The organism is Campylobacter sp. RM9328 (assembly GCF_012978615.1).
In genome coordinates this window covers 131,778-155,273 of sequence record NZ_LIWF01000001.1, presented here as the reverse complement: position 1 = coordinate 155,273, position 23,496 = coordinate 131,778, and the positions used below count along the sequence as shown (strand labels likewise).

28 protein-coding genes are annotated in these 23,496 nt (G+C 37.8%); 8 read left to right on the top strand and 20 right to left on the bottom strand.

The features are described from left to right. Positions 1-6: 6 nt before the first annotated feature. The 10 genes from CCAL9328_RS00880 to CCAL9328_RS00840 form a co-directional block, all read right to left on the bottom strand. Positions 7-2,190, bottom strand: a complete 2,184-nt coding sequence (locus CCAL9328_RS00880) for a RelA/SpoT family protein (protein ID WP_169936306.1) — start codon at positions 2,188-2,190, stop codon at positions 7-9. Further along, the gene (locus CCAL9328_RS00875; RefSeq protein ID WP_169936307.1) at positions 2,177-2,389 is read right to left on the bottom strand and encodes a DNA-directed RNA polymerase subunit omega; all 213 of its coding nucleotides are present in this window, start codon (positions 2,387-2,389) and stop codon (positions 2,177-2,179) included. Before CCAL9328_RS00875 ends, CCAL9328_RS00880 begins: the two co-directional genes overlap by 14 nt. A gap of 19 nt (positions 2,390-2,408) precedes the next feature. Further along, positions 2,409-3,125: a UMP kinase gene (pyrH, locus tag CCAL9328_RS00870; protein WP_169972048.1), complete on the bottom strand. Its 717-nt coding sequence runs from the start codon at positions 3,123-3,125 to the stop codon at positions 2,409-2,411. 69 nt (positions 3,126-3,194) lie between these two features. Next, complete coding sequence (locus CCAL9328_RS00865; RefSeq protein WP_169999767.1) at positions 3,195-4,436, bottom strand: murein hydrolase activator EnvC family protein; 1,242 nt, start codon at positions 4,434-4,436, stop codon at positions 3,195-3,197. Then, positions 4,433-5,248, bottom strand: coding sequence for a cell division FtsX domain-containing protein (locus CCAL9328_RS00860; RefSeq protein WP_169999765.1), 816 nt, complete (start codon positions 5,246-5,248; stop codon positions 4,433-4,435). The genes CCAL9328_RS00865 and CCAL9328_RS00860 overlap by 4 nt, the downstream gene beginning before the upstream one ends. Then, positions 5,235-5,906 (bottom strand): cell division ATP-binding protein FtsE, encoded by a 672-nt coding sequence (locus tag CCAL9328_RS00855; protein ID WP_169936315.1) that lies wholly within the window; start codon positions 5,904-5,906, stop codon positions 5,235-5,237. Before CCAL9328_RS00855 ends, CCAL9328_RS00860 begins: the two co-directional genes overlap by 14 nt. Further along, entirely contained in the window at positions 5,881-7,083 is a 1,203-nt protein-coding gene (gene trmB, locus CCAL9328_RS00850; protein ID WP_169999763.1) for a tRNA (guanosine(46)-N7)-methyltransferase TrmB, read from the bottom strand. Before trmB ends, CCAL9328_RS00855 begins: the two co-directional genes overlap by 26 nt. Next, complete coding sequence (locus CCAL9328_RS11245) at positions 7,083-7,589, bottom strand: fibronectin type III domain-containing protein (RefSeq protein WP_322619344.1); 507 nt, start codon at positions 7,587-7,589, stop codon at positions 7,083-7,085. The genes trmB and CCAL9328_RS11245 overlap by 1 nt, the downstream gene beginning before the upstream one ends. Before the next feature lie 31 nt (positions 7,590-7,620). Further along, entirely contained in the window at positions 7,621-8,295 is a 675-nt protein-coding gene (locus tag CCAL9328_RS11240) for a fibronectin type III domain-containing protein (protein ID WP_349304182.1), read from the bottom strand. Then, a complete protein-coding gene (locus CCAL9328_RS00840) occupies positions 8,228-9,199 on the bottom strand; it encodes an RluA family pseudouridine synthase (RefSeq protein WP_169999761.1) in 972 nt (323 codons plus the stop codon). The genes CCAL9328_RS11240 and CCAL9328_RS00840 overlap by 68 nt, the downstream gene beginning before the upstream one ends. 49 nt (positions 9,200-9,248) lie before the next feature. On the opposite strand from CCAL9328_RS00840, the gene CCAL9328_RS00835 reads away from it, so the two are divergent. Continuing rightward, complete coding sequence (locus CCAL9328_RS00835; protein ID WP_169972043.1) at positions 9,249-10,352, top strand: FtsW/RodA/SpoVE family cell cycle protein; 1,104 nt, start codon at positions 9,249-9,251, stop codon at positions 10,350-10,352. Positions 10,353-10,386: 34 nt separating this feature from the next. Here CCAL9328_RS00835 and CCAL9328_RS00830 read toward each other — a convergent pair whose 3' ends face one another. From CCAL9328_RS00830 to folD, 10 genes are all read right to left on the bottom strand, one after another. Beyond that, positions 10,387-10,596, bottom strand: a complete 210-nt coding sequence (locus tag CCAL9328_RS00830) for an alkylphosphonate utilization protein (RefSeq protein ID WP_169936323.1) — start codon at positions 10,594-10,596, stop codon at positions 10,387-10,389. Between the two features lie 192 nt (positions 10,597-10,788). Then, entirely contained in the window at positions 10,789-11,892 is a 1,104-nt protein-coding gene (gene ychF, locus CCAL9328_RS00825; protein WP_169999759.1) for a redox-regulated ATPase YchF, read from the bottom strand. Further along, entirely contained in the window at positions 11,892-13,343 is a 1,452-nt protein-coding gene (locus tag CCAL9328_RS00820) for a leucyl aminopeptidase (protein WP_169936327.1), read from the bottom strand. Before CCAL9328_RS00820 ends, ychF begins: the two co-directional genes overlap by 1 nt. Next, positions 13,321-13,938 carry a DedA family protein gene (locus CCAL9328_RS00815; protein WP_169972116.1) on the bottom strand — a complete coding sequence of 206 codons (618 nt, stop codon included), beginning with the start codon at positions 13,936-13,938 and terminating at the stop codon, positions 13,321-13,323. Before CCAL9328_RS00815 ends, CCAL9328_RS00820 begins: the two co-directional genes overlap by 23 nt. Before the next feature lies 1 nt (position 13,939). Then, complete coding sequence (locus tag CCAL9328_RS00810; protein ID WP_169936331.1) at positions 13,940-14,488, bottom strand: adenine phosphoribosyltransferase; 549 nt, start codon at positions 14,486-14,488, stop codon at positions 13,940-13,942. Between the two features lie 25 nt (positions 14,489-14,513). Beyond that, positions 14,514-14,846 (bottom strand): hypothetical protein, encoded by a 333-nt coding sequence (locus CCAL9328_RS00805; RefSeq protein WP_169936333.1) that lies wholly within the window; start codon positions 14,844-14,846, stop codon positions 14,514-14,516. Beyond that, a complete protein-coding gene (gene rpiB, locus CCAL9328_RS00800) occupies positions 14,843-15,292 on the bottom strand; it encodes a ribose 5-phosphate isomerase B (RefSeq protein WP_169936335.1) in 450 nt (149 codons plus the stop codon). The genes CCAL9328_RS00805 and rpiB overlap by 4 nt, the downstream gene beginning before the upstream one ends. A 65-nt stretch (positions 15,293-15,357) precedes the next feature. Beyond that, complete coding sequence (locus CCAL9328_RS00795; RefSeq protein ID WP_169972118.1) at positions 15,358-15,999, bottom strand: site-2 protease family protein; 642 nt, start codon at positions 15,997-15,999, stop codon at positions 15,358-15,360. Continuing rightward, positions 15,986-16,846, bottom strand: a complete 861-nt coding sequence (gene lepB, locus CCAL9328_RS00790; protein ID WP_169999757.1) for a signal peptidase I — start codon at positions 16,844-16,846, stop codon at positions 15,986-15,988. Before lepB ends, CCAL9328_RS00795 begins: the two co-directional genes overlap by 14 nt. A gap of 12 nt (positions 16,847-16,858) precedes the next feature. Further along, complete coding sequence (gene folD, locus CCAL9328_RS00785; RefSeq protein ID WP_169936343.1) at positions 16,859-17,722, bottom strand: bifunctional methylenetetrahydrofolate dehydrogenase/methenyltetrahydrofolate cyclohydrolase FolD; 864 nt, start codon at positions 17,720-17,722, stop codon at positions 16,859-16,861. Positions 17,723-17,805: 83 nt separating this feature from the next. Between folD and CCAL9328_RS00780 the strand changes: the two genes are divergently transcribed. From CCAL9328_RS00780 to CCAL9328_RS00750, 7 genes are read left to right on the top strand one after another with little or no spacing between them, the layout of a single operon-like run. Continuing rightward, a complete protein-coding gene (locus CCAL9328_RS00780) occupies positions 17,806-18,189 on the top strand; it encodes a c-type cytochrome (RefSeq protein WP_169936345.1) in 384 nt (127 codons plus the stop codon). Then, positions 18,186-19,469, top strand: coding sequence for a glutamate-1-semialdehyde 2,1-aminomutase (gene hemL, locus CCAL9328_RS00775; protein ID WP_169936347.1), 1,284 nt, complete (start codon positions 18,186-18,188; stop codon positions 19,467-19,469). Before CCAL9328_RS00780 ends, hemL begins: the two co-directional genes overlap by 4 nt. After that, positions 19,462-19,740: an AtpZ/AtpI family protein gene (locus CCAL9328_RS00770; RefSeq protein WP_169936349.1), complete on the top strand. Its 279-nt coding sequence runs from the start codon at positions 19,462-19,464 to the stop codon at positions 19,738-19,740. The genes hemL and CCAL9328_RS00770 overlap by 8 nt, the downstream gene beginning before the upstream one ends. After that, positions 19,737-20,252: a hypothetical protein gene (locus CCAL9328_RS00765; protein WP_169936351.1), complete on the top strand. Its 516-nt coding sequence runs from the start codon at positions 19,737-19,739 to the stop codon at positions 20,250-20,252. Before CCAL9328_RS00770 ends, CCAL9328_RS00765 begins: the two co-directional genes overlap by 4 nt. After that, entirely contained in the window at positions 20,242-21,462 is a 1,221-nt protein-coding gene (locus CCAL9328_RS00760; protein WP_169972120.1) for an MFS transporter, read from the top strand. The genes CCAL9328_RS00765 and CCAL9328_RS00760 overlap by 11 nt, the downstream gene beginning before the upstream one ends. Before the next feature lie 2 nt (positions 21,463-21,464). Continuing rightward, a complete protein-coding gene (locus tag CCAL9328_RS00755) occupies positions 21,465-23,111 on the top strand; it encodes a hypothetical protein (RefSeq protein WP_169999756.1) in 1,647 nt (548 codons plus the stop codon). Next, entirely contained in the window at positions 23,108-23,374 is a 267-nt protein-coding gene (locus CCAL9328_RS00750; RefSeq protein WP_249317970.1) for an EscU/YscU/HrcU family type III secretion system export apparatus switch protein, read from the top strand. Before CCAL9328_RS00755 ends, CCAL9328_RS00750 begins: the two co-directional genes overlap by 4 nt. Positions 23,375-23,496 lie beyond the last annotated feature (122 nt).

The following is a 23,496-nucleotide window of genomic DNA, read 5'->3' as shown; positions in this document are numbered from 1 at the left end:
TTAAATTTAATTATGATACGGGTCGTTTGTCGAGATAAAATCAATGATCTTAAAACGCTCTTTAAGCTTATCTCTTATCATATTGGCATCTATGTTTTCTGCTATTTCTATGCTTAGAACAAACACTTCGCCTGTCACGTCTTTTGATTCGTTTAATGTGATTGTAGCCAAATTTACGTCAAGTCGTGCAAGATATGTTAAAAATTCAGCCAAAGCTCCTTTGCGGTTTTCAAGATTAAGCAAAATTTTATACCTATGTGGAGCATTTCTGGTCCACTTTACAAAGATAACTTCTTCATCTTTTTCTAGCATCTTAGCGGCTCGTTCGCAAAGCTTGTGATGAACGATGACATTGTGACCGGATTTAAAGCCGATGATATTATCGCCGCGTTTTGGATTACAGCAGTAGTCAAATTCTACATTTGAAATTTTGTGGTTTGAATATATCACGATATTTTCAAATTTTTGCTTTTTGATTTGGTATTTGTCGCCAAGACTTAATAAAAACGGTCTCTCTTTTTTGACATATTTTTTAAGTGCATTTGCTACTTCTTGTAGATAGATCGAGTCGGTTGCGGCTTTAAATATCTTTTTGGTTGATTTTTCTTGCTCTAGCCAATCTAAAATTTTTTCTTTTGGCACATCAAAGGCTGATTTTAGTATATCGATCGCTATTTTGTTATTTATGTCTTTTATCTTTTGTTTGCAAAATGAACGTATCGTTGCTCTTGCTTTGCCTGTTTTTACGCTACTTATCCATGAGCAGCGGTATTTGGCTTCGTCTCCTGTTACGATACGAACGATATCTCCGTTTTTAAGTTCGGTTAGAAGCGGAACTTTTATGCGGTTTATAAAGGCCTCTTTTGCGTAAAGTCCAACCTCTGTGTGCACCTCATAGGCATAATCAAGAGCCGTAGCGCCTCTAGGAAGCGTAAATACCGTCCCTTTTGGCGAATATACCGCGATATCTTCGATATAAAGGCTGTCTTTTGCGTATTCGTAAAGCTCTTCTGGATTGTTTTCGGCTTCATTTTGCATGCCTATATCATTTAGCCAGTCAAGCTTTGGATTTAGCATAGTGCCACCATTTTTGTATTTCCAGTGGGCTGCTACGCCGTATTCGGCGGTATTATGCATGTCGTAAGTTCTTATTTGAACTTCAAAAATACTTTTTGCGTCAAATATCGTTGTGTGTATAGTTTGGTAGCCGTTTTGCTTTGGAAGTGCTATATAGTCTTTAAAACGCGAGATGAGCGGATTGAAATTTATATGTAAATTTCCAAGCGCAAGATAGCAATCAAGTGGCTCCTTGACTATGATACGAATGGCAAGTAGGTCAAGAACCTCTTCTATCGAAATGCCTTTTCTTTGCATTTTTAGATATATCGAGTAGTAATGTTTGATACGTTTTTGTATCTCAAATGAACCTTCGCTAAAACCGTTTTGAAGTAGAAATTGACTTACTTTTTCATGAAAAGAATTTAGTTTAAGTGCAAGTTGTTGCTTGTGTTCGTCAAGATAGTCATGAATTTTTTGAAATTCTTGAGGAAGTATGTATTTAAAGCTAAGATCCTCAAGTATATTTTTGATAGAAGAAATTCCAAGTCTGTGAGCGATAGGCGCATAAACCATTAGCGTCTCTTCGGCTATCCTTCTTTGCTTTTCAGGGGCAAGTGCCTCAAGGGTTAGCATGTTGTGCGTTCTATCGCAAAGTTTAACGACTAAAACGCGAACATCCTCTATCGATATAAGAAGCATTCTTCTAAAAGTAAGAGCTGAATTTGCAAGTTTTTCGTTGCTGTCCGAGCTTACAAGCTTGTCCTCTCTGATCGCAACTATTTTTGTAAGCCCCTCTACTAGCTTTGCTACTTCATCGCTAAATTCACTTCTTACATCCTCAAGCGTAGCACTTGTGTCTTCTACTACATCATGTAAAAGAGCGGCTGCTATCATGCTTTCATCTCCGCCCATATATGCTACTATGCAAGCAACAAGTATTGGGTGGATGGCGTAAGGCTCACCGCTTTTTCTGTATTGTCCAACATGTGAGATAATGCAACGCTCTACGCCTTTTTCTATCAGTTCACTTCGTTCGTATAGCGAAAACAACAAAGCCGTAGCGTCAGAGACGTTTTTGCACGCTACTATCTCGTCTATGAGCTCTTCTATGAATATACTATTCTTCAACAATAGCCTCTAAACCGATTTTTCCTTCTGCAACTTCAAGCAGTGCTATGTCGGCAAATTTCATCTTGCTCACATCCGTATCAACAAGCGCAGGTGCACCGTTTGCTAGTGCCTCGGCGCGTTTAGCTACGATAAGTGATAGTTTATAGCGGTCATCTCCGGTTTGCTTTAGTGCTCTTGCGGTTACTTGTTCTGTTCTCATTTTTATCCTTTTAATTTATTTATTTGACAATTGAGTATAGTGCGTTTTCGTCTTCGTTTATGATCTTTAAAAGATTGCCTTTTTTAAACATATTGCATACTAAAATCGGCAGTGAATTATCTTTTGCCAAGGCTATTGCCGTATCATCCATAACTTTTATATCGTCACTCATAGCCTGTTCATAAGTTAGGGCTTTAAGTAGTTTTGCATCGCTAAATTTATTAGGATCTTTGTCATAAACTCCATCTACCTTTGTTGCTTTTATGATAACATCAGATCCTATCTCGATAGCACGAAGCGTAGCTGCAGTATCGGTTGTAAAGAAAGGATTTCCTGTTCCTGCGGCAAAGATAACAACTCTGCCTTTTTCAAGATGACGTTGGGCTCTTCCTACGATAAATGTTTCGCAGATCGCTTCCATTTTGATGGCGCTTTGAACGCGAACGTCAAGCCCGCCCCTTTCAAGTGCTTCACGCATGGCGATAGAGTTTATGACGGTTGCAAGCATACCCATATGATCACCGCTTGTTCGTCTAATGATACCATCTTTTGCTGCGCTTACTCCGCGTATGATATTTCCTCCGCCGATCACTATGCCGACTTCAATGTTGTTTTCTACGAGCTCTTTTATCTCGCCTGCAATAAATTTTAGTATACTGCTATCAATGCCAAAGCCGTTTTCTCCGGCTAATGCCTCGCCTGAAAATTTTACCAATACACGCTTCTTTTTACTCATTATTATGCTCCTTAAAATTCATGAATTTTAACTAAAAAGGGTTTAAATTTAGCTAATATCCAAGTAAATTTATTTTAAGCTGATTAATTCAAGCGGATCGATGTGATAGTTTTTCTGCGTTACTTCAAATGTTAAGTCGTCTATAACGCGTCCGATAACATAGCCTTTTTGAACCCTTGTGCCGACTTTTATAGTAGGTGCTATTTGGCTAAGGTGCGCATATATCGTGTGTATACCATTTTCGTTTTCGATAATAACTACTCGGTCAAGCAGCTGTGTTTCTTTAGCAAAGACCACTTTGCCGTTTAACACGCTTTTAACCTTTGCGTTTGGCGTATTTGAGCGAAGAACTACGGACTCGTTGAAAATTTTAATATTGTAGATCGGATCCACGTAGTTGCCAAATTTTTGCTTTACGCTAAATCCGTCAAGCGGAGCTATAGTTTTGGTACCGGTGTATTTTTTAACCGCGCTTGTTTGGTAGCTTGAGCCCATTTGTTTAACATCTAGGTTGCTATCCTTTGTGCCGCCTTGTCTTTTAGAGGCTTGGGCTTGTCTTTGGCGTTCAAGTTCGGCTGCTTTTGCGTCCTCTCTTTTTTGCATGATGGATAGTTGTTCTAGTGTTTTTCTAAGTTCGTCTTGTTGAATTTGTAGTTTGGCAAGCTTTTTTGTATAAATTTCTTTATCGCGTTTTAGGCTACTGATCGTGCTTTTTTGGTTTTCTTCAAGTGCTAGAAGTTCATTTTGTTTTTGCTTATAGTTTTTTATACTTGTTTGAATTTTTTCTATTTTGCTTGATTGGTTTTTGATGTGATTAACGGTCTCTTCGTATGTTTTTGTTAATTTTTTATAATCCTCTTTAACTATACTATTTAGCTTTGTTAAAATTTGAGAAACCATTATGGAGTCTGTGCTTTGGCTCTTTTCATCTTGTGATAAAAATAATTCAAAAGAGAGATCTTCAGCGATAATTCTAATGATATTTTGCTCAAGCTCTTTTTGTGTTTGTATCAGCTCTTTGTTTTGCTTGGTTAGCTTTTCAAGTTCGCTATTTGCACTTGTGGCGTTTGCTTCAAGGGCTGAAATTTGCTCTTTTAAATTTGCTATATCGTTTGTGATTTGTCTAAGTTTTTTGTTGCCGCTTACGATATCGCTTGCAAGGTCTTCTAGTTTTTTGTTAAGCTGCTTTGACATTTCTTCGCTCGATCTTAGAGATGTTTTTGAGCTTTTTATCTTTTCTTTTGTTTGTGAAGCCTCTAAATTTAAGCTAAAAAGTGCACAAATAAGTAGCAAAGAAAGAATTTTTCTCATATATTATCTTTTTTAACTCTTCTCATAACAAGGCTTACGGTAAATATACTAAGCGCTATTGCCACGCCAAAAAGCATGGCTGGTTCTTGCTCGAAATTTAGTCTTGGCACTGCCACATCTATCTCTTTTGCGATTGAGTTAAAAAACTCAATGTCTGGCAAAAAGTAAAAAAATACACTAACTAAAATCGAAGAAAGTATACTGTCTATTACGGCGATCCTGTAAAGCATAGCACTTTTAAGCCAAAACGGTGCACCAAAAAGCGTCATGATCTCTATGCGTTCTTTGTGTTCGTAAAGCCAAATTCTAGCTTGTTTAAACATAAGCATAGAGCCTACAAAGGCAAGTATCCACATGAACATATTTGATAGCATTTTTGTTAAATTTAAAATTTTATAGACTTTGTCGTGTGTGCTTGAAAAAGTTTCTACTTTACTTATGCCTTCCATTTTTTGAATTTTATCTTTTATCTCGTTCATGGTTTTTGGGGTTGGAAATTCGCTAAGTTTTAACGAGTAAAATTTCGGTAAAGCATTTTGCAGGATAGATAAATTTTTAGCTGAAATATCATCTGCTAGCCTGTCTATTATCTTTTGTGCGCTTAGCTGCTCAAGCGATAAAAAGCTCTTTATGACCGGTTTTATGTCGGTATCGGTTAGCTCTTTAAGAGAGACTATTACAATGTTGTAGTCTCTGCCCATTAAAGCTTCATAGTTTTTTACGATCTTGTCTGAAGTTATGCTAAATTCTACCGCAAAAAGTAAGGCGATAAGAGGTAAAAGAAAGCCTAGGTGGTTTTTAAGCGATCTCATGAACGCCCCCGTTTTCTATAGAAAAATGCCTATACGGTATGCGAAAAGTAGGCGGTATGTGGTGAGTTACAACAACTATAGTTGTGCCTAAAAATTCCCTTGCAGACTTAAGTAGCGACCATATAACATCGCTTGAGTATTCGTCTAAATTTCCTGTTGGCTCATCGCAAAGAAGCAAATTTGGATTGTGCGCTAACGCCCTTGCCATGGCAACCCTTTGCTGCTCTCCACCACTTAGCTCCATTGGGTATTTATCGGCTTTATGTAGCATATTAACATGTTTTAAAAGCTTTGCGACTTGCTTTTTGCATACACTTTGGGCTATGCCTTTTATGATAAGCGGAAGCATGACATTGCGCTCCACGCTCCACTCGTTTATTAACCGATAGTTTTGGAAGATAATACCTATGCGTTGTCTAAGTTCGCTTAATTTTTTAGTATCGATATCCACAAGTGAGGTCATGCAGATATTTAAGTCACCCGCACTCGGCGTTATCTCCCCATAAAATGACTTTAGTAGGGTTGATTTACCACTTCCACTTTTGCCTGTTATAAAGACAAAGTCATTTGCAAAAATATCCAAATTTGCGCTATTTATAACAACTTCATTACGTTCGTAAGCAAGGGTTAGGTTACGAGCGCTGATAATTTGCTGCATTTGCCAAATACTCCTTTAAGACATTATGAGCTTTTAAATTCTCTCTTGTTAAAAGTGGTTTTTTGATGAAATACTCACACTCGTTTTCATTTACTTTAACAAAGCATTGTTCCGGTTTATTAAATGCGCCAAAAGCTACTTTGAGTAAAATTTCATTGTTGTCTATAGTATAAATTTCTTCAAAATGTATGAAGAAGTCATCAAATTTAAATGTTTCATTCTTGAAATTTTTAGTTAAATTTTTAACGTCATAGCCACCTGCAAAGTCCATTCTATCATCTAATTTTTCTTGTTCGGAATCATTCTTGCAGGTATATATAACATCATAGATGTCTTTTTGTTGCATCTTCCATCGATCTTCGTATTTGCTACTTATCTGTAAATTTCTATTTTTATATATGCTTAGCTCTGAGTCTTTAAAATTTAAAAAATGCATAATACTAAAGTCGCAATACTCCCTAGAGTCAGTCCTGAGCTCGAAATTTCCGCCGCTTTTAAGCACTCGTTCGCACTCTATGGCAAAGCTTTTTGACACCACGCGTCTATGCTCTGCCTTATCCCAAGGCACAGGAAAATGAAGGAAAATTTTATCTACCAAATTTGAGCCCACAAGTGATAAAAGTAGCCTTGCGTCAGTGTTTATAAGTCGTATGTTGTCTAAATTTTTAACTTTTGCAAGTTTTGCTACTTGTTCGATACTCGGCTTATAAACCTCTATGCCGACAACTAGTGCGTCTTGGTTATTTTGCGCTTGAAAAAGAAGATGCCTTCCTGAGCCAAATCCTATCTCTATAAAAATTTTAGGAAATTTTTCTTTTAGTTCGTTAAATTCTTCTAAAAATTCTTTAATATCTGCGATAAAGCTTGTTTTTTGAGTTAAACGATTGTTTTTTACCGCAAAGGCTTCACTTAAAATCTCGCTCGTGTTTTCGTCGCGATAAACACAAAGTGCTTTTTGCAAAAGTCCTACACGTGAAGGCTTGGTAAGCTTTTCGCCTTTAATAACGAAATTCTCGCCACTACCTTGTTTTTTTGTAATGATAAAAAAGTCTTCATCGCCACTTTTGGTGTAGATGAGTTTTTCTGTTCTACCGCAGGCTTCCCATAAAAATTCCACATCGTCTTTGCCGAATGGGTAAGGTTTGTTTTTTAAATTTTTAGCTATGAAATTTGGCATTATTTTGTGTTTATCTCTACTTTGTCTGATTTGTCCGAGCCAAGACCGAATTCATCGACGCTAATGACCCTGTAATTATAAGTAACGCCGACTTGTATCGCTGCGTCGCTATAGTTTGTTTGAGCTATATCGCTTATGATTTTTTCAACTCCACCACCCTCTCTATAAAGAGTGTATGACACAGCTCTATCAACCCCGTTCCAGCTTAAATTTATAGCTGTGCCGTCAAAACTTATCGAAGTAAAGGCAGGAGTGCTTGGCGAACTAAGCGTTTGACCGGCTGTAGGCTCTTTTTGCTTTAGGCTTTCAAGCTGATCCTTGTCCACAACCGTTACTTTATAATATCTTTGAACGCCGTTGGAATTTATAAGGTCCTCGTATGAATTTGACGTGGTTTTATCAACTAGCGTATAAGGTAAAATTTTGCTTGAGGTTCTATAAATTCTATAATGAGCAAAATCCTCTCCAACGTTGCTGTCCCAGCTTAGAATGATCTTTTTAGGCACATTGGTCGTTGCTTGTAAATTTATAACCGGGCTAGGGCAACTCCTTTGTGGTTGCTTTTACGACCGCACTTGGTTTTGATGTTACCCCGGAGCTTGTTTTTACTAGAATTCTATACTCATAAGATCTTCCACTTTTAACATCAGTGTCGATATGCTCGGCATTTAGGCGACCTTTAACGGTTGCAACGCTTCTCCATTTGTTTTCTGAAGCATTGCTTCTTTCTACGACATAGCTTACTACGCGAAGATCAGGATGTGGTCTCCAGATGATTTTTACGCGATTTGGTAGTCCTGCTATTGCTTGTAGAAACGGAACTGACTCAAGCAGGGCTTTAGTCGTTGCATTTACTGTAGCACCAGCCGGTGAAATCGCATTTTGCGAGTAGCTTCTCATTTGATATGAGTATGTGGTTTCAGGTGCTAAGTCTGTATCTACGTAGTGAGTTGCAAAGCGATCTTTTATGTCGGCTACGATTTGCATACTTGCATTAGGTGTGTTTGGATTTGAGCGATATAAGTAGTAGCCGGCGACATTTTCGTCGTTTGTCGGCGTCCACTCAAAACCGATTTCGGTCATATCCGAGATCGTTTTTAAATTTGTAATGGTCGGCAAAGAGGCGCTTTGTTGTGTCGGAACTTTAGATGCACAACCAGCTAGAAGTATCGCCAAAAGAGGCATTAATAAACTTAGGACAAATTTTTTCATCAAGTAACTCCTTGGATATTTTTTTATCTAGTAAATTTTTAAAATCATCATACAACGGCGCGACAAATTCGACCATCTCGCCGGTTCGCGGGTGGATGAAGTAAAGCATATACGCGTGAAGCATAACTCTATTTATTTTACTCTTTTCGCTCTTAAAACCGTATAAATCATCTCCTAAAATATGGCGATTAATACTTGCTAAATGAACACGAATTTGGTGAGTTCTGCCCGTAAAAAGCTTTGCGGCGATCAAATTTAAGCCGTCATTTGAGACTAAATTTAAAAATGCGCTTTTTGCGCTTTTGCCGTCGCTAACGACAGCTTTTTTTAGGCGGTTGGAGCTATTGCGCCCAATAGCTCTATCGATGATGCAGTTTTGTTTAAGCGGCAAGTCTGTAAGCGCCAAGTAAATTCTTCCCATGCTTTTGTCATTTAACTGCTCGCTTAATGCGGCGTGTGTGGTGTTATTTTTAGCTACGACGATAGCCCCGCTAGTGCCTTTGTCTAGTCTGTGAACTATGCCTGCTCTAACATCGCCGTTTAAATTTGAAAGCATATATTCTTTGTCGTTTAACCACTCAACAAGAGTGGCTTCTTTAACACTTGGCGCACCGTGAACCACTATGTGTGGGGGTTTGTTTAAGACCAATAAATCCTCGTCTTCGTAAATGATAGGTATGTCAAAATTTACCTCAAATTCGTTTTTAATCTCTTTTGCTTCGCCGAAATTTATAGAAATTTTATCTTGTAAAGATGTCAAAAAAGATGGTTTTAATATAGTTTTAGAATTTACCTTTACAAGGGCGTCTTTAATAAGTTTTGAAGCTTGGTTGCGTGAAATTTTAAGCTCATTTGCAACGCTTACGTCAAGTCTGTCGGCACAAGTTATTATGACTTCAACCAAAATTTTACCTTTTCGTGTTATGATTAAACCAAAAACAAGGTTAGCGTAATTGATAGTTTTTGATAGGCGTATTTTAACACATTTTGACTTTTTGCAGCCTTTGTTTATACTTCCGATTATCGTGCTTTCATATGTTTTAGTATCTGAGGCAAATGCCGTTTTAGCAAATAAACAGCTTGTTTATTTTGGCGTCGGCGGCTTGGCTTTTATGTTTTTTTTCTTACTACCAATTAGAAGGCTTGAGTGGCTTATACCGGCACTTTACTGGGTAAATATCTTGCTTTTGCTTTCGGTTGATATATTTGGCGTAAGTAAGCTTGGTGCAAGAAGATGGCTTGAAATCCCTTTCGTGCACTTTACTATACAACCTTCGGAAATAATGAAACCGGCATTTTTATTAATGCTTGCATATCTTATAAAAAAACGACCGCCGGGTGAAAACGGCTATAATTTAAAAGAGTTTTTTAGACTTAGTTTTTATATAATTTTGCCCTTTGTTTTGATAATGAAAGAGCCCGATCTTGGCACGGCTCTTGTGCTTTTACTAGTTGGTTACGCAGTGCTTTTTGTTATCGGTGTGGATAAGAAAATTTGGATAAGCATAGCCGTGATAATAGGTGTTAGCGCTCCGATACTTTATGAAAATTTACATGATTATCAAAAAAAGCGCATAACCGACTTTTTATCGGAAAAGCCCAGCTATCACGTTCAACAAAGTATAATCGCGATCGGAAGCGGTGGCTTAAAAGGCAAACCAAAAGATGAAGCCACTCAGACGCATTTTAAATTTTTACCCATTGCGACTAGTGATTTTATATTTGCTTATAATATCGAGCGTTTTGGGTTTTACGGTGCACTCGGACTTCTTGGGGCTTATGGACTTTTGATCTTTCATCTTTTGAGCTTAAACTACATGCTTAAAAAAGATTATTTTACACAAGTGGTGACGACGGGGATCGCGGTTTTGATATTTATATATGTAGGGGTTAATATCTCGATGACTATCGGCTACGCCCCTGTAGTCGGCGTTCCATTGCCATTTTTTAGTTACGGCGGCAGTAGTTTTATAACATTTATGGTGCTATTTGGTATACTTCAAAATTTACTGACTTTTAGGTTTGACTTTACGAGGAATTTTATAAAGATAAAGTAGGGCGCCTACTACAAATTTAAGTAGGCATTTGTTGTTATGCTTTCTTTAGAAATTCTGTTTTAAGCACTATAACGCCCATTTTATCGATCTTGCCCTCGATCTCTGTGTCTTTGTTTGTAAGTTTGATATTTTTTACAAGAGTACCTCTTTTAAGTGTTGCACCGGCACCTTTTACCTTAAGATCTTTGATCAAAGTTACGCTATCTCCTGCGTTTAGCTCTGTTCCGTTTGCATCTTTTGCCATATTTTCTCCTTTAAAATTTAAATAATTTTAGCTAAAAAAGTTTAAAATTTAAAGCGTGTATTGTTTAAAAGGGTATTAAAACAACCATGAGTCGTTAAATTTAAGAGTAAAAAACAATTAGCGGCGAGTAATTTCTCGCCGTTTTTGTGCTGTGTTTTAAATTTGAGAATTTGTGATTGAGATTTAACAAGCTTATACGTTAAATCTAAAGTGCATAACATCTCCGTCGGCAACGACATAGTCCTTGCCTTCAAGTCGCATTTTACCGGCTTCTTTAGCTCCGTTTTCGCCGCCACACGATATGAAGTCGTCATAGCTTATAACCTCGGCTCTAATGAACCCTCTTTCAAAGTCGTTATGTATGACGCTTGCGGCTTTTGGGGCTTTCCAGCCGTTTGTGATCGTCCAGGCTCGAACTTCAACCACTCCGGCAGTAAAGTAGCTGATCAAATTTAGCTTGGCAAAGCTTGTGCGGATTATCTTTTCAAGACCGCTTTCTTGTGCTCCAAGCGAAGCCAAAAACTCATGCGCCTCATCATCATCCATACCCACAAGCTCTTCTTCTATCTTTGCGCATAGTTTGATAACCTCGTGATCAGAGCTCTTGGCAAAATCTTTTAGTGCTTTTACGTATTGGTTATCTTCTGCGATACCGTCTTCATTGACATTTGCGCCATAAATCACCTCTTTGGCACTAAGTAGTCTTAGTTCTTTATTTAAATTTATAAAAGCCTCATCTTCTCGTTTTTCAAAGCTACTAGCACTTTTGCCTTCGTTTAGATGGTTTAGAAGTTCATTTGCTAGAGCAAGAGTTTCTTTAGCACCTTTTGCATTTGCTTTGGCTTCACGAGTTAGGCGTTCGCATTTTTTATTTAGTTGTTCTATGTCGGCTAGTATCAGCTCGGTTTGAATGATCTCTATATCTCTTATAGGATCAACTCCGCCTTCAACGTGCGTGATATTTTCATCATCAAAGCAACGCACAATATGCAGTATAACCTCGGTCTCTCTGATGTTTGATAGAAATTTGTTTCCTAGCCCTTCGCCGGTGCTTGCACCTTTAACAAGACCCGCGATATCAACAAATTCGATAGTTGAGTATTGTATGCGATTTGGATTTACTATCTTTGCAAGCTCGTTTAGCCTTTTATCAGGCACAGCCACTACGGCTTTGTTTGGCTCTATAGTGCAAAACGGATAGTTGGCGCTTTGGGCATTTTGTGCTTTTGTTAGTGCATTAAAAGTGGTTGATTTACCAACATTTGGAAGTCCTACAATACCTACGCTTAATCCCATTACAGCTCCTTTGCCATGGCGTTTAGATAGTATAAATTCATTCTTACTCCGGCACCAGTAGCGCCTGATTGGTTATAGCCCCAGGCTTTTTCGGTATATGCGGGACCTGCGATATCTTGGTGCATCCAGATATCTTTATACTCATCTTTGATAAATTTATCTAAGAAAATGCCTGCCGTTATAGCTCCGCCGTATCTACTTGAAGCCGTGTTGCTTATATCTGCTATCTGGCTTTTTACAAGTTCTCTTAGATGTGGGTTAAATTCTAGCACCGTGGTTAACTCACCGCTTGCTTTACTTTTTGTCTTAAATTCGTGCTTTAGCTCCTCGTTGTTGCCCATTATTGCACTAGTGTATTCGCCAAGTCCTACTACGCAAGCACCTGTTAAAGTAGCCATATCTATAAGCAAATCAGGCTTTAAGTCTTGTGCAAAACTTAGACAGTCGGCTAAAACCAAACGACCCTCGGCATCGGTGTTGCGCACTTCGATAGTCACGCCAGAGCGTGAGATAAGCACGTCGTCCGGCTTGTAAGCGTTACCGCCTATCATATTTTCCGTAGCACCAAGTATCGCATGAATTTCAAAAGGCAAATTTAGCTCGCTCGCTCCTTTTATGATACCCATAGCAGCAGCAGCTCCGCTCTTATCCGACTTCATTGTTAGCATATAGTCAGCCGGTTTTAAGCTAAGTCCGCCACTATCGTAAGTAAGCCCTTTGCCTACAAATACTATGCGTTTTTTAGCGTCTTTTGGTTTGTAAGTAAGATGTATTAGGCGAGGAGGATTTGCCGAGGCGCGATTTACCGCTAAAAAGGCATTCATCTTCTCTTTTTCTAAAAATTTCTCATCGTATACTTCGCAAGTTACGTTTTTTAGCTCTTTTGCAAGATCCTTGGCATCTTTTGCCATTTTTAAAGGAGTGTAAATTTCAGGAATTTCGTTTACGATATCTTTGCTGAAATTTGTTGCACTTGCTATTATTTCACCTTGTTTTACCCCTTTTTTGGCTTTGTCAAGGTCGATTTTTACGTCATTTAGCTCTTGGGTTGAGATTATCACTTCCTCTAATGAAACCGGTTTATTTTTACTTTTGTATTTATTAAACTCATAACTTCCAAGCAAAAAACCTTCTACTATACTTTGTATACTTAATCTATCGCAACCTACGTGATAGCTTGCTACTTTTAGACTTTTTATCTTTAAATTTTTAATCGCGCCATAAGCTTTTGACGCACCAAGTCTTAGTTCGTCTGCTTCGAGTTTTGGTATGCCTACGTAAATTGTATTTGAAGATTGAACAAGTTGCGCTCCCTCTCCGTCAAAACCAAAAAATTCAAAAGCTTCTTTATCTTTTATAAATTTATTTTCAAAATTTTTATCTATTATAAAAACCAACTCACAGTCAGCTTTTACGCTACCGATGTTTTTATCGGTTATTTGAAATTTCATCTCTTCTGTTTTTCCTTTCTTTTAAAATTTTATTTTCTATGCTTCTAAAACCAAAAAACAAAGCAGCCAAAAATGCACCTATAAGCGGTATGGCAACATACCAGTGCGCTTCGATGATGTTTATCGTATCCCAAATGGCTTGTCCAAACACCCAAGCTAAAAGTATCGTGATCGCAGCCCAGCACCAGCCACTTATTAAATTTATAAATGCGTATTTTTTAGCGCTATATCTAGTTAGTCCGATACTCATCGGGATTATTACACGAAATCCATACATGTAGCGTTGGATAAAGATAATAGGCCAGCCGTATTTTTTAAGCATGATATGCGCTATGGCAAATTTCCTCCGCTGAGCGACTAATTTTTTAGCTATGTATTTTTTATTGTACCTGCCTAGATAAAAGTAAATTTGATCCCCGACAAAAGCTCCTATACCTGCTACAAATATAGCCAAAGCCACATCCACATGACCTTCGTGTGCTAGTATACCACCTAAAATAAGAGCTAGTTCCCCTTCCATAATGCACCAAAAAAACAATATAACATAAGCGTATTGATGGTAGTTTAACATTAAATTTTTTAATGTCTCTTCCATCTCACAACTCCAATACGCTGTAAATTTTGGTTAAATTTTTTAGATTGTTACTCCCGCCAAGCTCTTTTAGATCTATTAAAAAACAGGCTTCAATGCAGGTTGCATTTGTTTGATTTATAAGCTCTACAGAGGCTTTTGCAGTGCCTCCGGTGGCTATTAGATCGTCTATTAAAAGAACTTTTGCATTTTGTTTTTCTCTAAAGGCATCGATGTGAATTTGCACTTCATCAACGCCGTATTCAAGTGAGTATTTTTGAGAGATCGTGATATAGGGCAGTTTTTTAGGTTTTCGTATCGGAACAAAAGGCAGCCTTAGTCTTGCTGCAAGCGCCGCGCCAAATATAAACCCTCTCGACTCTATCCCTGCGATAAAATCAATCTCCATCTCGCCGTATCTTGCAACCAGGTGGTCTATTAAAAAGTTAAATGCTTCTTTGTCGTTTAAAAGCGTGGTTATATCGCGAAACACGATACCGGGCTTTGGAAAGTCATGCACTTGGCGGATGGAGTTTAGTAAATACTCTTTTTGTTCTAAATTTAGTTCTTTCATCTTGATCCTTAAAAATTTATGATATTTATAGCAATGCTTCGATCTTGCCTTCAAGCTCACGAATTCTGCCGCGAAGTTTGTCGTTTTCTAAGCGGTATTGCGAATTTCTCGTTCTAAGTGAAGTTACATCGTTTTTGCTTTTGTTTAGTTCGTCTGTTAGTATGTCGATATTTCCAAGGCTTCGTTGAAGTTGGATTTGTAGTTTTCGTATAACGATCTCTGTGTCCTGGAGGTTGTTTTTCATAAAATCTTTTGTGACGCGCTCTTTTTTTAGCAAGGTTTTAAAGTAAAAAACCATAACTGCTAAATATATACACGCACATATCAAGCAGGTAAGAAATATCCACTCGGTTATCATGAATTTTCCTTTTGCGGTTCTATCTTTTTAACTCTTCTTTCGTGTCTTCCGCCTTCAAATTCGGTGTTTAGAAAGACTTTTATCATATCTAGTGCAACTCCTGTGCCTATAGTTCTAGCTCCCATTGCGATGACGTTTGCGTCGTTATGCTGTCTTGCTAGGCGAGCAGTAAATTCATCATGGCAGAGTGCGCAACGTATGTTTGCGTGGCGATTTGCTGCGATTGATATGCCGATACCTGTTCCGCATATTAAAATTCCATAGCAGTTATCATCTAAATTTTTTGCCATTTTGTGAGAAAAGTCAGGATAATCAACACTTGTAGTAGCGTCGTCTGCACCAAGGTCGATGATCTCGTAACCGATGTTTGAAAGTGAGTTTTTAAGCTCTTTTTTTAGTCCAAAACCTGCATGATCACTAGCGATAAAAATTTTGTCTATTTGCATGAGTATTCCGTTTGATTTAAAATTTCAAGATTATATCGCAAATAGCATTAAATTAAAATTCAATCTCAAAGCATGGAACGAAGTAGCTTAAAAATATAAGTTATAGGTGCAAAAAACTGCTCTTTAAACGGTGATATTAATATCACAACAAGTATAATAAAGCCGTATTTTTCAAGGCTTGTTATCAAATTTGCCATGCTGCTAAGTCTAAAAGATCTTAAAGCGTATTCTAATGCCTTTGATCCGTCAAGTGGCGGGATCGGATAGAGATTAAAAAGCCCTAAGAATAAATTTATAACAAGAAAAGTGTAGATAAATTTAGCTTCCGCAAATCCAAAATTTAAAAATTTTAGCACAAAAAATGCAAATGCCGCTAGGATAAAGTTGTATGCTATGCCAGCAAGAGCAACTATGATAGCGCCTTTATGACCACCGTTTCTCATAACGGTGGTAAGATTAACGGGGACTGGTTTAGCCCATCCTAGTACAAAACCGCTTGTTAGATAAAGTGCCGCAGGGATGATTATCGTGCCAAACATATCAATGTGACGGATAGGGTTTATACTTAGGCGATTTTGATTTTTAGCGGCCATATCGCCAAATTTATAAGCCGCTAGGCCATGGGCTATCTCATGACCTACAATGGCTATGACTAGGCAGATTACTATGGTTAAAATTTCAACTATGTTTATATTAGTGAAGTCCATCTACTTCATTCTCTTTTAGTGCAAAATTTATAAATTTATCGTCGTTTTGTACCGTATCGACAAATCTTCCTATGCGCTCCCATCTTATGCGATAGTCGCTATCCCAGCTAAAGTAAATAAACCAAGGCTTACCAACTATATGCTCATATCTTACGCTTCCCCAAAATCTACTATCATTTGAGTGATCGCGGTTATCTCCCATCATAAAATACTCATCTTTTGGCACTTTAAAGTAAAATGCGTTAAAGCCGTATTTGTCATTTGGTGCTAGAGAGCTTACTCTTAGCGGTTTCATGGCTAGTTTGCCTGCATTTAGGTAATAAATCATTTGCTCAAACATATTTACGTTTTCATCATAGTGAACACCGCTAAATTTATAAGGTTCTTTAACAAAGAGTTTGCCATCAAGCTCTACTATGTCGTTTTGATCGTAATTTGCTCTTATATACTCATCGCCTTCATGCGGTCGCAAAAAAGTTTGTTTTTCACTAAAGACGACTTCGTCTTCGCCGATCGCAAAATTTCTTTTAACATAGTGAATTTTATCATCGTAAGGATAGCGGAAAACAACGATATCACCACGTTTTGGGCCATCGGCTGTGATTAGATGTCCGTTGCCGTTTAGCTCAGGCATGACTTTTACTTCAAGCCAAGGAATTCTAGGCGTAGGAATCCCGTAGCTAAATTTTTTAACAAATAAATGATCGCCTATTAAAAGTGTATTTTTCATAGATCCAGACGGTATAACAAACGCCTGTACTACAAAAAATATAACTAATAATACGATTATAACAGTACCTGTCCAGCTACTTGAAAAATCGTATAATTTACCTAAAAATTTCTTCATTATCTTCTTTCTTTAAAAATTTAATCCTAATTTTTTTGCGCGATTTTTAGCTGAGATTATAGTGTTGTTTAAAAGCATGGCTATTGTCATTGGTCCAACGCCTCCAGGAACCGGCGTGATAAAACTACATTTTGAAGCAACCCCGTCAAAGTCCACATCCCCAACAAGTCTTCCGTCATCAAGGCGATTTATACCCACATCAACGACTATCGCCCCCTCTTTAACCATGTCCGCGGTTACAAAATAAGGCTTTCCGATGGCCGCCACGATAAGGTCTGCACCAGCACAAATTTCTTTTAAATTTTTAGTCTTGCTGTGAGTTACTGTAACTGTAGCAGACGCGTTTAAAAGTAAATTTGCCATAGGTTTGCCGACTATATTGCTTCGTCCGATAACAACGGCGTTTAGTCCAGCTACATCTATGTTATACTCTTTTAAGATTCTCATGATACCAAATGGAGTGCACGGCGCAAAACCATCAAGTCCGCTAACGAGTTTTCCGACATTTATGGCATGAAAACCGTCTACATCTTTTTCAGGGCGGATCGCTTCAAGGACGCTATTTGTATCTATGTGTTTTGGAAGGGGAAGTTGGACTAAAATCCCATCAACGCTATCGTCTAAATTTAAAACATTTATAAGTGCTAAAAGCTCACTTTGACTTGTGCTTTGCAGAAGTCTGTGCATTATAGAGCCGATACCTGCAGCTATACAAGCCTTTTCTTTTGACGCTACGTAAGTTTGACTAGCCTTATCTTCTCCGACTAATATCACTGCAAGAGCCGGCTCAACGCCTGCTGCTTTTAGTTTGCTAGCTTCTATGGCAACTTCCTGTTTTACTTTTGCACTAACGGCTTTTCCGTCTAAAATGGTCATTTTTACCTCGCTTAAATGCTATTTTAATCACAAAGATTGTATCATATCCAAAAATTTATTAAAATTTAAAAAACGGAAGGTAGATGAGAGCATTTTTTTTATTTTTTTTGATTTTATTTTCGGTATATGGAGCCGACTTTATAACTAAAAAAGAATACGCAAAAATGCTATACTCAAACCCTCGCGGCATAGGTTGCGATAAGTGTCACGGAGCTAACGCCCAAGGTAGCGTGATATCAAAATTTAAACAAAAGAGTAAAGATAGCGAAAAGTTTGTTGATGCAGAGCTAAGAGCTCCTGCGATAAATAATGTAAGCTATGAGGTATTTGAGCGGGCTTTAGAAGAGCCAAAAGGCATGATGCCAAGCTACTTTTTGACCGAAGAAGAGAGTTTGATACTATATGAATACATCACAAATTTAAAAGAAGAAAGTAAAAAAACTAAATCAAAAGGAAAGAAAAAATGACAAATAAAGAGGCCTTTAAACAAGCTAAAGAATTTATCCCGGGAGGCGTAAATTCGCCTGTTCGTGCATTTGGTAGTGTTGGCGGTGAACCGCTGATAATAGACCATGGCGAAGGTGCGTATATTTATGATATCGAGGGCAGAAAATATCTTGACTTTATTCAAAGCTGGGGACCGCTAATATTTGGACATTGCGATAAAGATATAGAAGATGCCGTTATAAATTCAGCCAAAAAGGGCTTAAGCTTTGGTGCGCCGACATTAAATGAAACAGTTTTGGCAAAAATGGTTTGCGATAAATTTGAAAATATAGAAAAAATTCGCTTCGTATCTTCGGGCACGGAAGCTACAATGAGTGCCATAAGAGTTGCTAGAGGATATACAAATAAAGATGGACTTATCAAATTTGAAGGTTGTTACCACGGACATTCTGATGCTTTGCTTATTAAAGCAGGAAGCGGCGCTACTACTTACGGTAATGCTTCAAGCGGCGGAGTTCCGCAAGATACGGTAAAAAATACGCATTTAGCAATATACAACGACATATCAAGCGTTGAGAAAATTTTTAATTCAGGTGCGCAAATCGGAGCCGTGATAATCGAGCCTATCGCGGGAAATATGGGACTTGTCCCTGCGCAAAAGGAGTTTTTAGCAGCTCTTAGGGAGTTGTGCGATAAATTTGGCGCAGTGTTGATACTTGATGAGGTTATGAGCGGTTTTAGGGCTTCGGAATTTGGCTCTTTGCCTTTTCATGGAGTAAAGGCTGATCTTGTGACATTTGGCAAGGTTATAGGAGGAGGGCTTAATGTTGCGGCGTTTGGCGGAAAAGCGCAGATAATGAACTGCTTAAGTCCTGATGGTGCGGTTTATCAGGCAGGGACATTAAGCGGTAATCCTGTCGCTATGAGCGCGGGTATAGCAGCTCTTAGCAAGATAAACTCAAATAAAAATTTATACGCTAAGCTTGAAAATTTAGCAAGAAAATTAACGGACGGTTTTAAAGACGCAGCAAAAAGTGTCGGTATAGACATCCAAACCGATGTTAGGGGCTCTATGTTTGGATACTTTTTTACTAGCAAACCTGTTAGAAATTACGAAGATGCATTAAAAAGCGATACAAAAATGTTTGCTAAATTTCATGCAGCTATGCTAAAGCGCGGAGTTTATCTAGCTCCTAGTCAGTTTGAGACGGGATTTATATGCGAGCCTATGAATGAAAGCGATATAGAATTTGCGGTAAACGCTGCAAAAGAGGCATTTAACGAGATAAAAAATGGCTAAAATCAAAATAAACGAAGTTGTAAACGGAGCCGAGAAGTTAAGTCTTGGTATATCCATGGTCGTAGCCGTAGCTATCGGCGTAGGGCTTGGCTTTTGGCTAAAAAGCTTAACTGGCTGGAACGCCATGATATTTGTTGGTCTTGCTTTTGGTGTCGCTGCTGCTGCACTAAACGTCCATAAAGCTTACAAGGCTCAGATAAAAAGTCTTGACGAACTAAAGGACGAAAACAGATACAAAGGATACAAAGACGCAAAAGAGGATGATGAGTGATTAAAACTCTTGCCTTGCTTTATCTTGTTTTTTGGCTTATTTTGCTTGTTTTAGGCTCGTTTGTATCGCTAAATTTCATACTTAGCTCTCAGGTTGCATTTTTTTCGTCGCTACTTATACTTTTTGCCACGTTTAAAAGCTATCAAAGACGAGTAAACGCTCGCATGAGAGACGATAAAGATGAAATTTTAGCCATGCAAAAAGAGCTTGATGATGAAGAGGAAGAGGAGTGGGGCGAGCAAGATAGCCAATATAAGCAGGGCGAAGATGTTAAAGAATTTAGTCTAAAAAATGAAAAAGAAAGGCTTAAAAAGCAAAAGATCAAACTAAAAGATCTAAATTTAACAGCCGCATTTGTGCCTTATCGTTTACTTGCTTATGCGGTTTTGATTTTGGGATTTTTAGTGCTTAAAAGAAAAGAGATGCTTGACATCGCAGGTATTTTAATCGGTCTTGCGCCTATGCCTATCGGGGCGTTTTTATTTGGAGTAGTTAGTAAAAATGTCAAGTAGTATCCGCATGATCCGTTCGATGTTGCCGCTTTTTTTTGGTATGAGCTTACTCTTTGTTGGTAATGGTCTTGTTATTAGTTCATGCGGTGTGAAGCTTAAGGAGATGGGTGTTGGTGAGCTTGAGATCGGCGCTATAAATACCTGCTTTTTTATCGGCGCTCTAATTAGCACGATAGGAGCTCATCGTATCGTTTCAAAGGTCGGACACATCAGGTCATTTGCGATATTTTCGGCGGTTTTTGGCGTGGCTGCGATGTTTCATGGATTTAGTCAAAATTTATATTTTTGGGCGTTATTGCGCGCACTTTTGGGGTTTTGCTACTACGGACTTTTGATGGTGATAGAAAGCTGGCTTAATGCAAAAACCGCAACTTTCATAAGATCGCGCGTTATAGCGTTTTACGAGGGCGTATTTTATTTTAGCTTTAGTGCGGGAATTTTGATACTTCTTTTTAAGTTGGATACATTTGAAATTTTTATCATCAGCGCCGCGTTTATCATGCTTTCAAGCATACCTTTAAATTTAATACGCATAAAAGAGCCAACAATTCCCAAAAAAGAGAGCGTAAGCATACCCAAAATTTTTAGCATAGTTCCACTTGCCCTTGTCGGTAGTGTAATAGCAGGTGTTTTGATAAACGGCTTTTTCTCGATGGCTAGCTTATTTGTTATGCTACAAGGGCAGGGCGCAAAAGAGGTATCTATTTTTATGACTACGGCGATGGTTGGCGGGTTTTTCGCGCAAATTAGCATAGGCTCATTGAGTGATAAATTTGGCAGACGACCCGCGATAATGGGGTGTGCTATCATTTCTTTGATATCTGCTGTTTTGTTTTTGGTTACCACAGGAAGTAGTCTAACTCAATACATCTTATCGTTTTTTTTAGGGAGCGGATTTTTCTGTCTTTACGGCTTATCTTTGGCTAGAGCAAACGATATGCTAGTTGATAGAACTCATAGCATAGAAGTTGGTCGGGCATTGCTTTTTAGTTATTGCACGGGCTCTCTTATCTCGCCGCTTTTGATGGGCGCTAGTATGAAATTTTTTGGGGCGATGGGCTTTATATATGTTTATATCTTACTGCTTACAGTACTAATCGCATTTGCTATGACACAAAAAACTGTTCCCATGCATCTTAGAAAGCCATATGAAGAGCATCCTATGCATAACATGGGTGAGATGTCGGCACTAAATTCAAGTAAAAGCTGATAATGGAAATTTTAAATTCTTTAAGCACTCAAGTAAATACCCAAAATGCAGGTAATATCGCCTCAAATCAACCAGGAAGGTTGGCACAACAAGAGGGCTTGTTTAAAAACCAGCCAACCCAGCAAAATGTAACTAATCAAAGATCACAAGAAGCACTTGATAACCTAGATAAGCTTGTAGGGCGCGTCCTTGAGGAGTTAAAATCAACCGGAAGCACAACAAAGGCGGAGCAAATTTTACAGCAGGCAAAAGATACTCAAATTTCTCCAAATTTATCAAAAGATCTGCAGTCGTTGGTGAAAATGCTTGAGACGCAGGATGAAAACGATGGGGCGCTAAAAGGATTTGCCTTAAAACTAAAAGAATTTCTAAAGCCGATCGCCGACATAAAGACAGGTAGTTTTAACGAGCAGATAAAAAATTCAGGCATAATGCTTGAAGCAAATTTAAAAGAGGCATTAAATGGTCAAAAACTGCCAAGCTCTATGCTAAATTTGCTTAATGACATTAAAAACCTCTCAAACAAAGAGCTACTTGCTAATATATTAAGTCTTGCTGCGGATGAAAATTTAGACAACCACGGCTCTTTTATCAAACTAAACCAAATGCTTCAAGCATCTAAAAATGATGCCGCTGCGGTTTTAAACAACTCTTTATTTAAAAATTTATTAAGCGACGTTAGCAAGCTTGATAATATTGCCAAATTTTTAAACAAAGAGAGTAAAGAGGACTTAAGCGGCGATAAGATAAGGTCGCAAGCTGCTAAGATAAATGAATTTGTCGATGTTTTAACGTCTAAAGTTTTAACTCTTGCTAATGAAAAACTTAGCCAAAACTCAGCCTTTGATTCAAATTTTAAGTCACTTAAGAGTGCTCTTGAAGATATAAAAAATACTTTAAAGGCGTTAAATAGCATAGGCGATGAGGCGGGAGTGATCAAGTTTTTTAACAACATAACATCATCTCTTGAAGAAGCAACACTACAAGATAAACTAACTAGTGCGGCTAGGCGACTTGCTCAAACCATAAATATAGCAGACCGTGAGGCAAGTAGCGCAAAAGCAAATTTAAACGAGGTAAAATCCCTCATAAAACAACTAAATTTAGCCTCAAACGATATATCTAAAATCGAGCCAAAAAATGCACAAGAGATAGCCAAAACGCTAAGCAGTGATGTAAAAAGCACGCTTTTGTCCATACAAGATAAAACTCAAAATCAACAAATCAACCAAGCCGTAAACAAAATGCTCTCTCAAATCGAAATGCATCAAATGGTTTCTAGTATAGGAGGCGGTATACAAACATATATGCCATATGTTTGGGACGGCGTGGATGGCGCAAATGTTGCGTTTAAGCGTGGTAAAAAGGATAAGTATTACGCGCAAATCGACCTAAATTTTAAAAAATTTGGACAGATAAATATCATGGTGGGACTTATCGATAAGCGCTATATAGATATCTCTATCGCCACTCAAAGTGCCGAATTTAAAAGTGTCATACTTGAGAATTCAGTGGAACTAAAACAAGCCATATCTGAAGTAGGGCTCATAATTTCAAATTTTAATTTACGAGTGCTAGATAAAAAACAAATCAAGCAGAAATTTAAGGATTTTGGCGGGCTTGAGGTTGGGTATGACAAGAAGGCATGATGAAAATTACTAAAAAAAGAGCAGTTGCTCTAGGATATAACAGAAAAAAAGATAATGCGCCTAAGGTTTTGGCTTCAGGAAGTGACTATATGGCGGATAAGATAATATCTGTCGCAAAAAAGCATGAGATACCCATAAAAGAAGACCCAGATCTTATAGAAATTTTAAGCAAAGTCGAAGTTAATCAAGAAATCCCACCAAAACTATATAAAGCGGTTGCTGAGATCTTTGGATTTCTTTATAAAGTTACAAATAATAAGTGAATTTATTTTAAGAAAATAAAATTTTATTTATAATTTAAATTATAAATTTTTTTTAATGATATTAATTGTTTTTTCTGATATAATCACGCGTTTTTAATGTAAATTAATTGCAAATTTAAAAA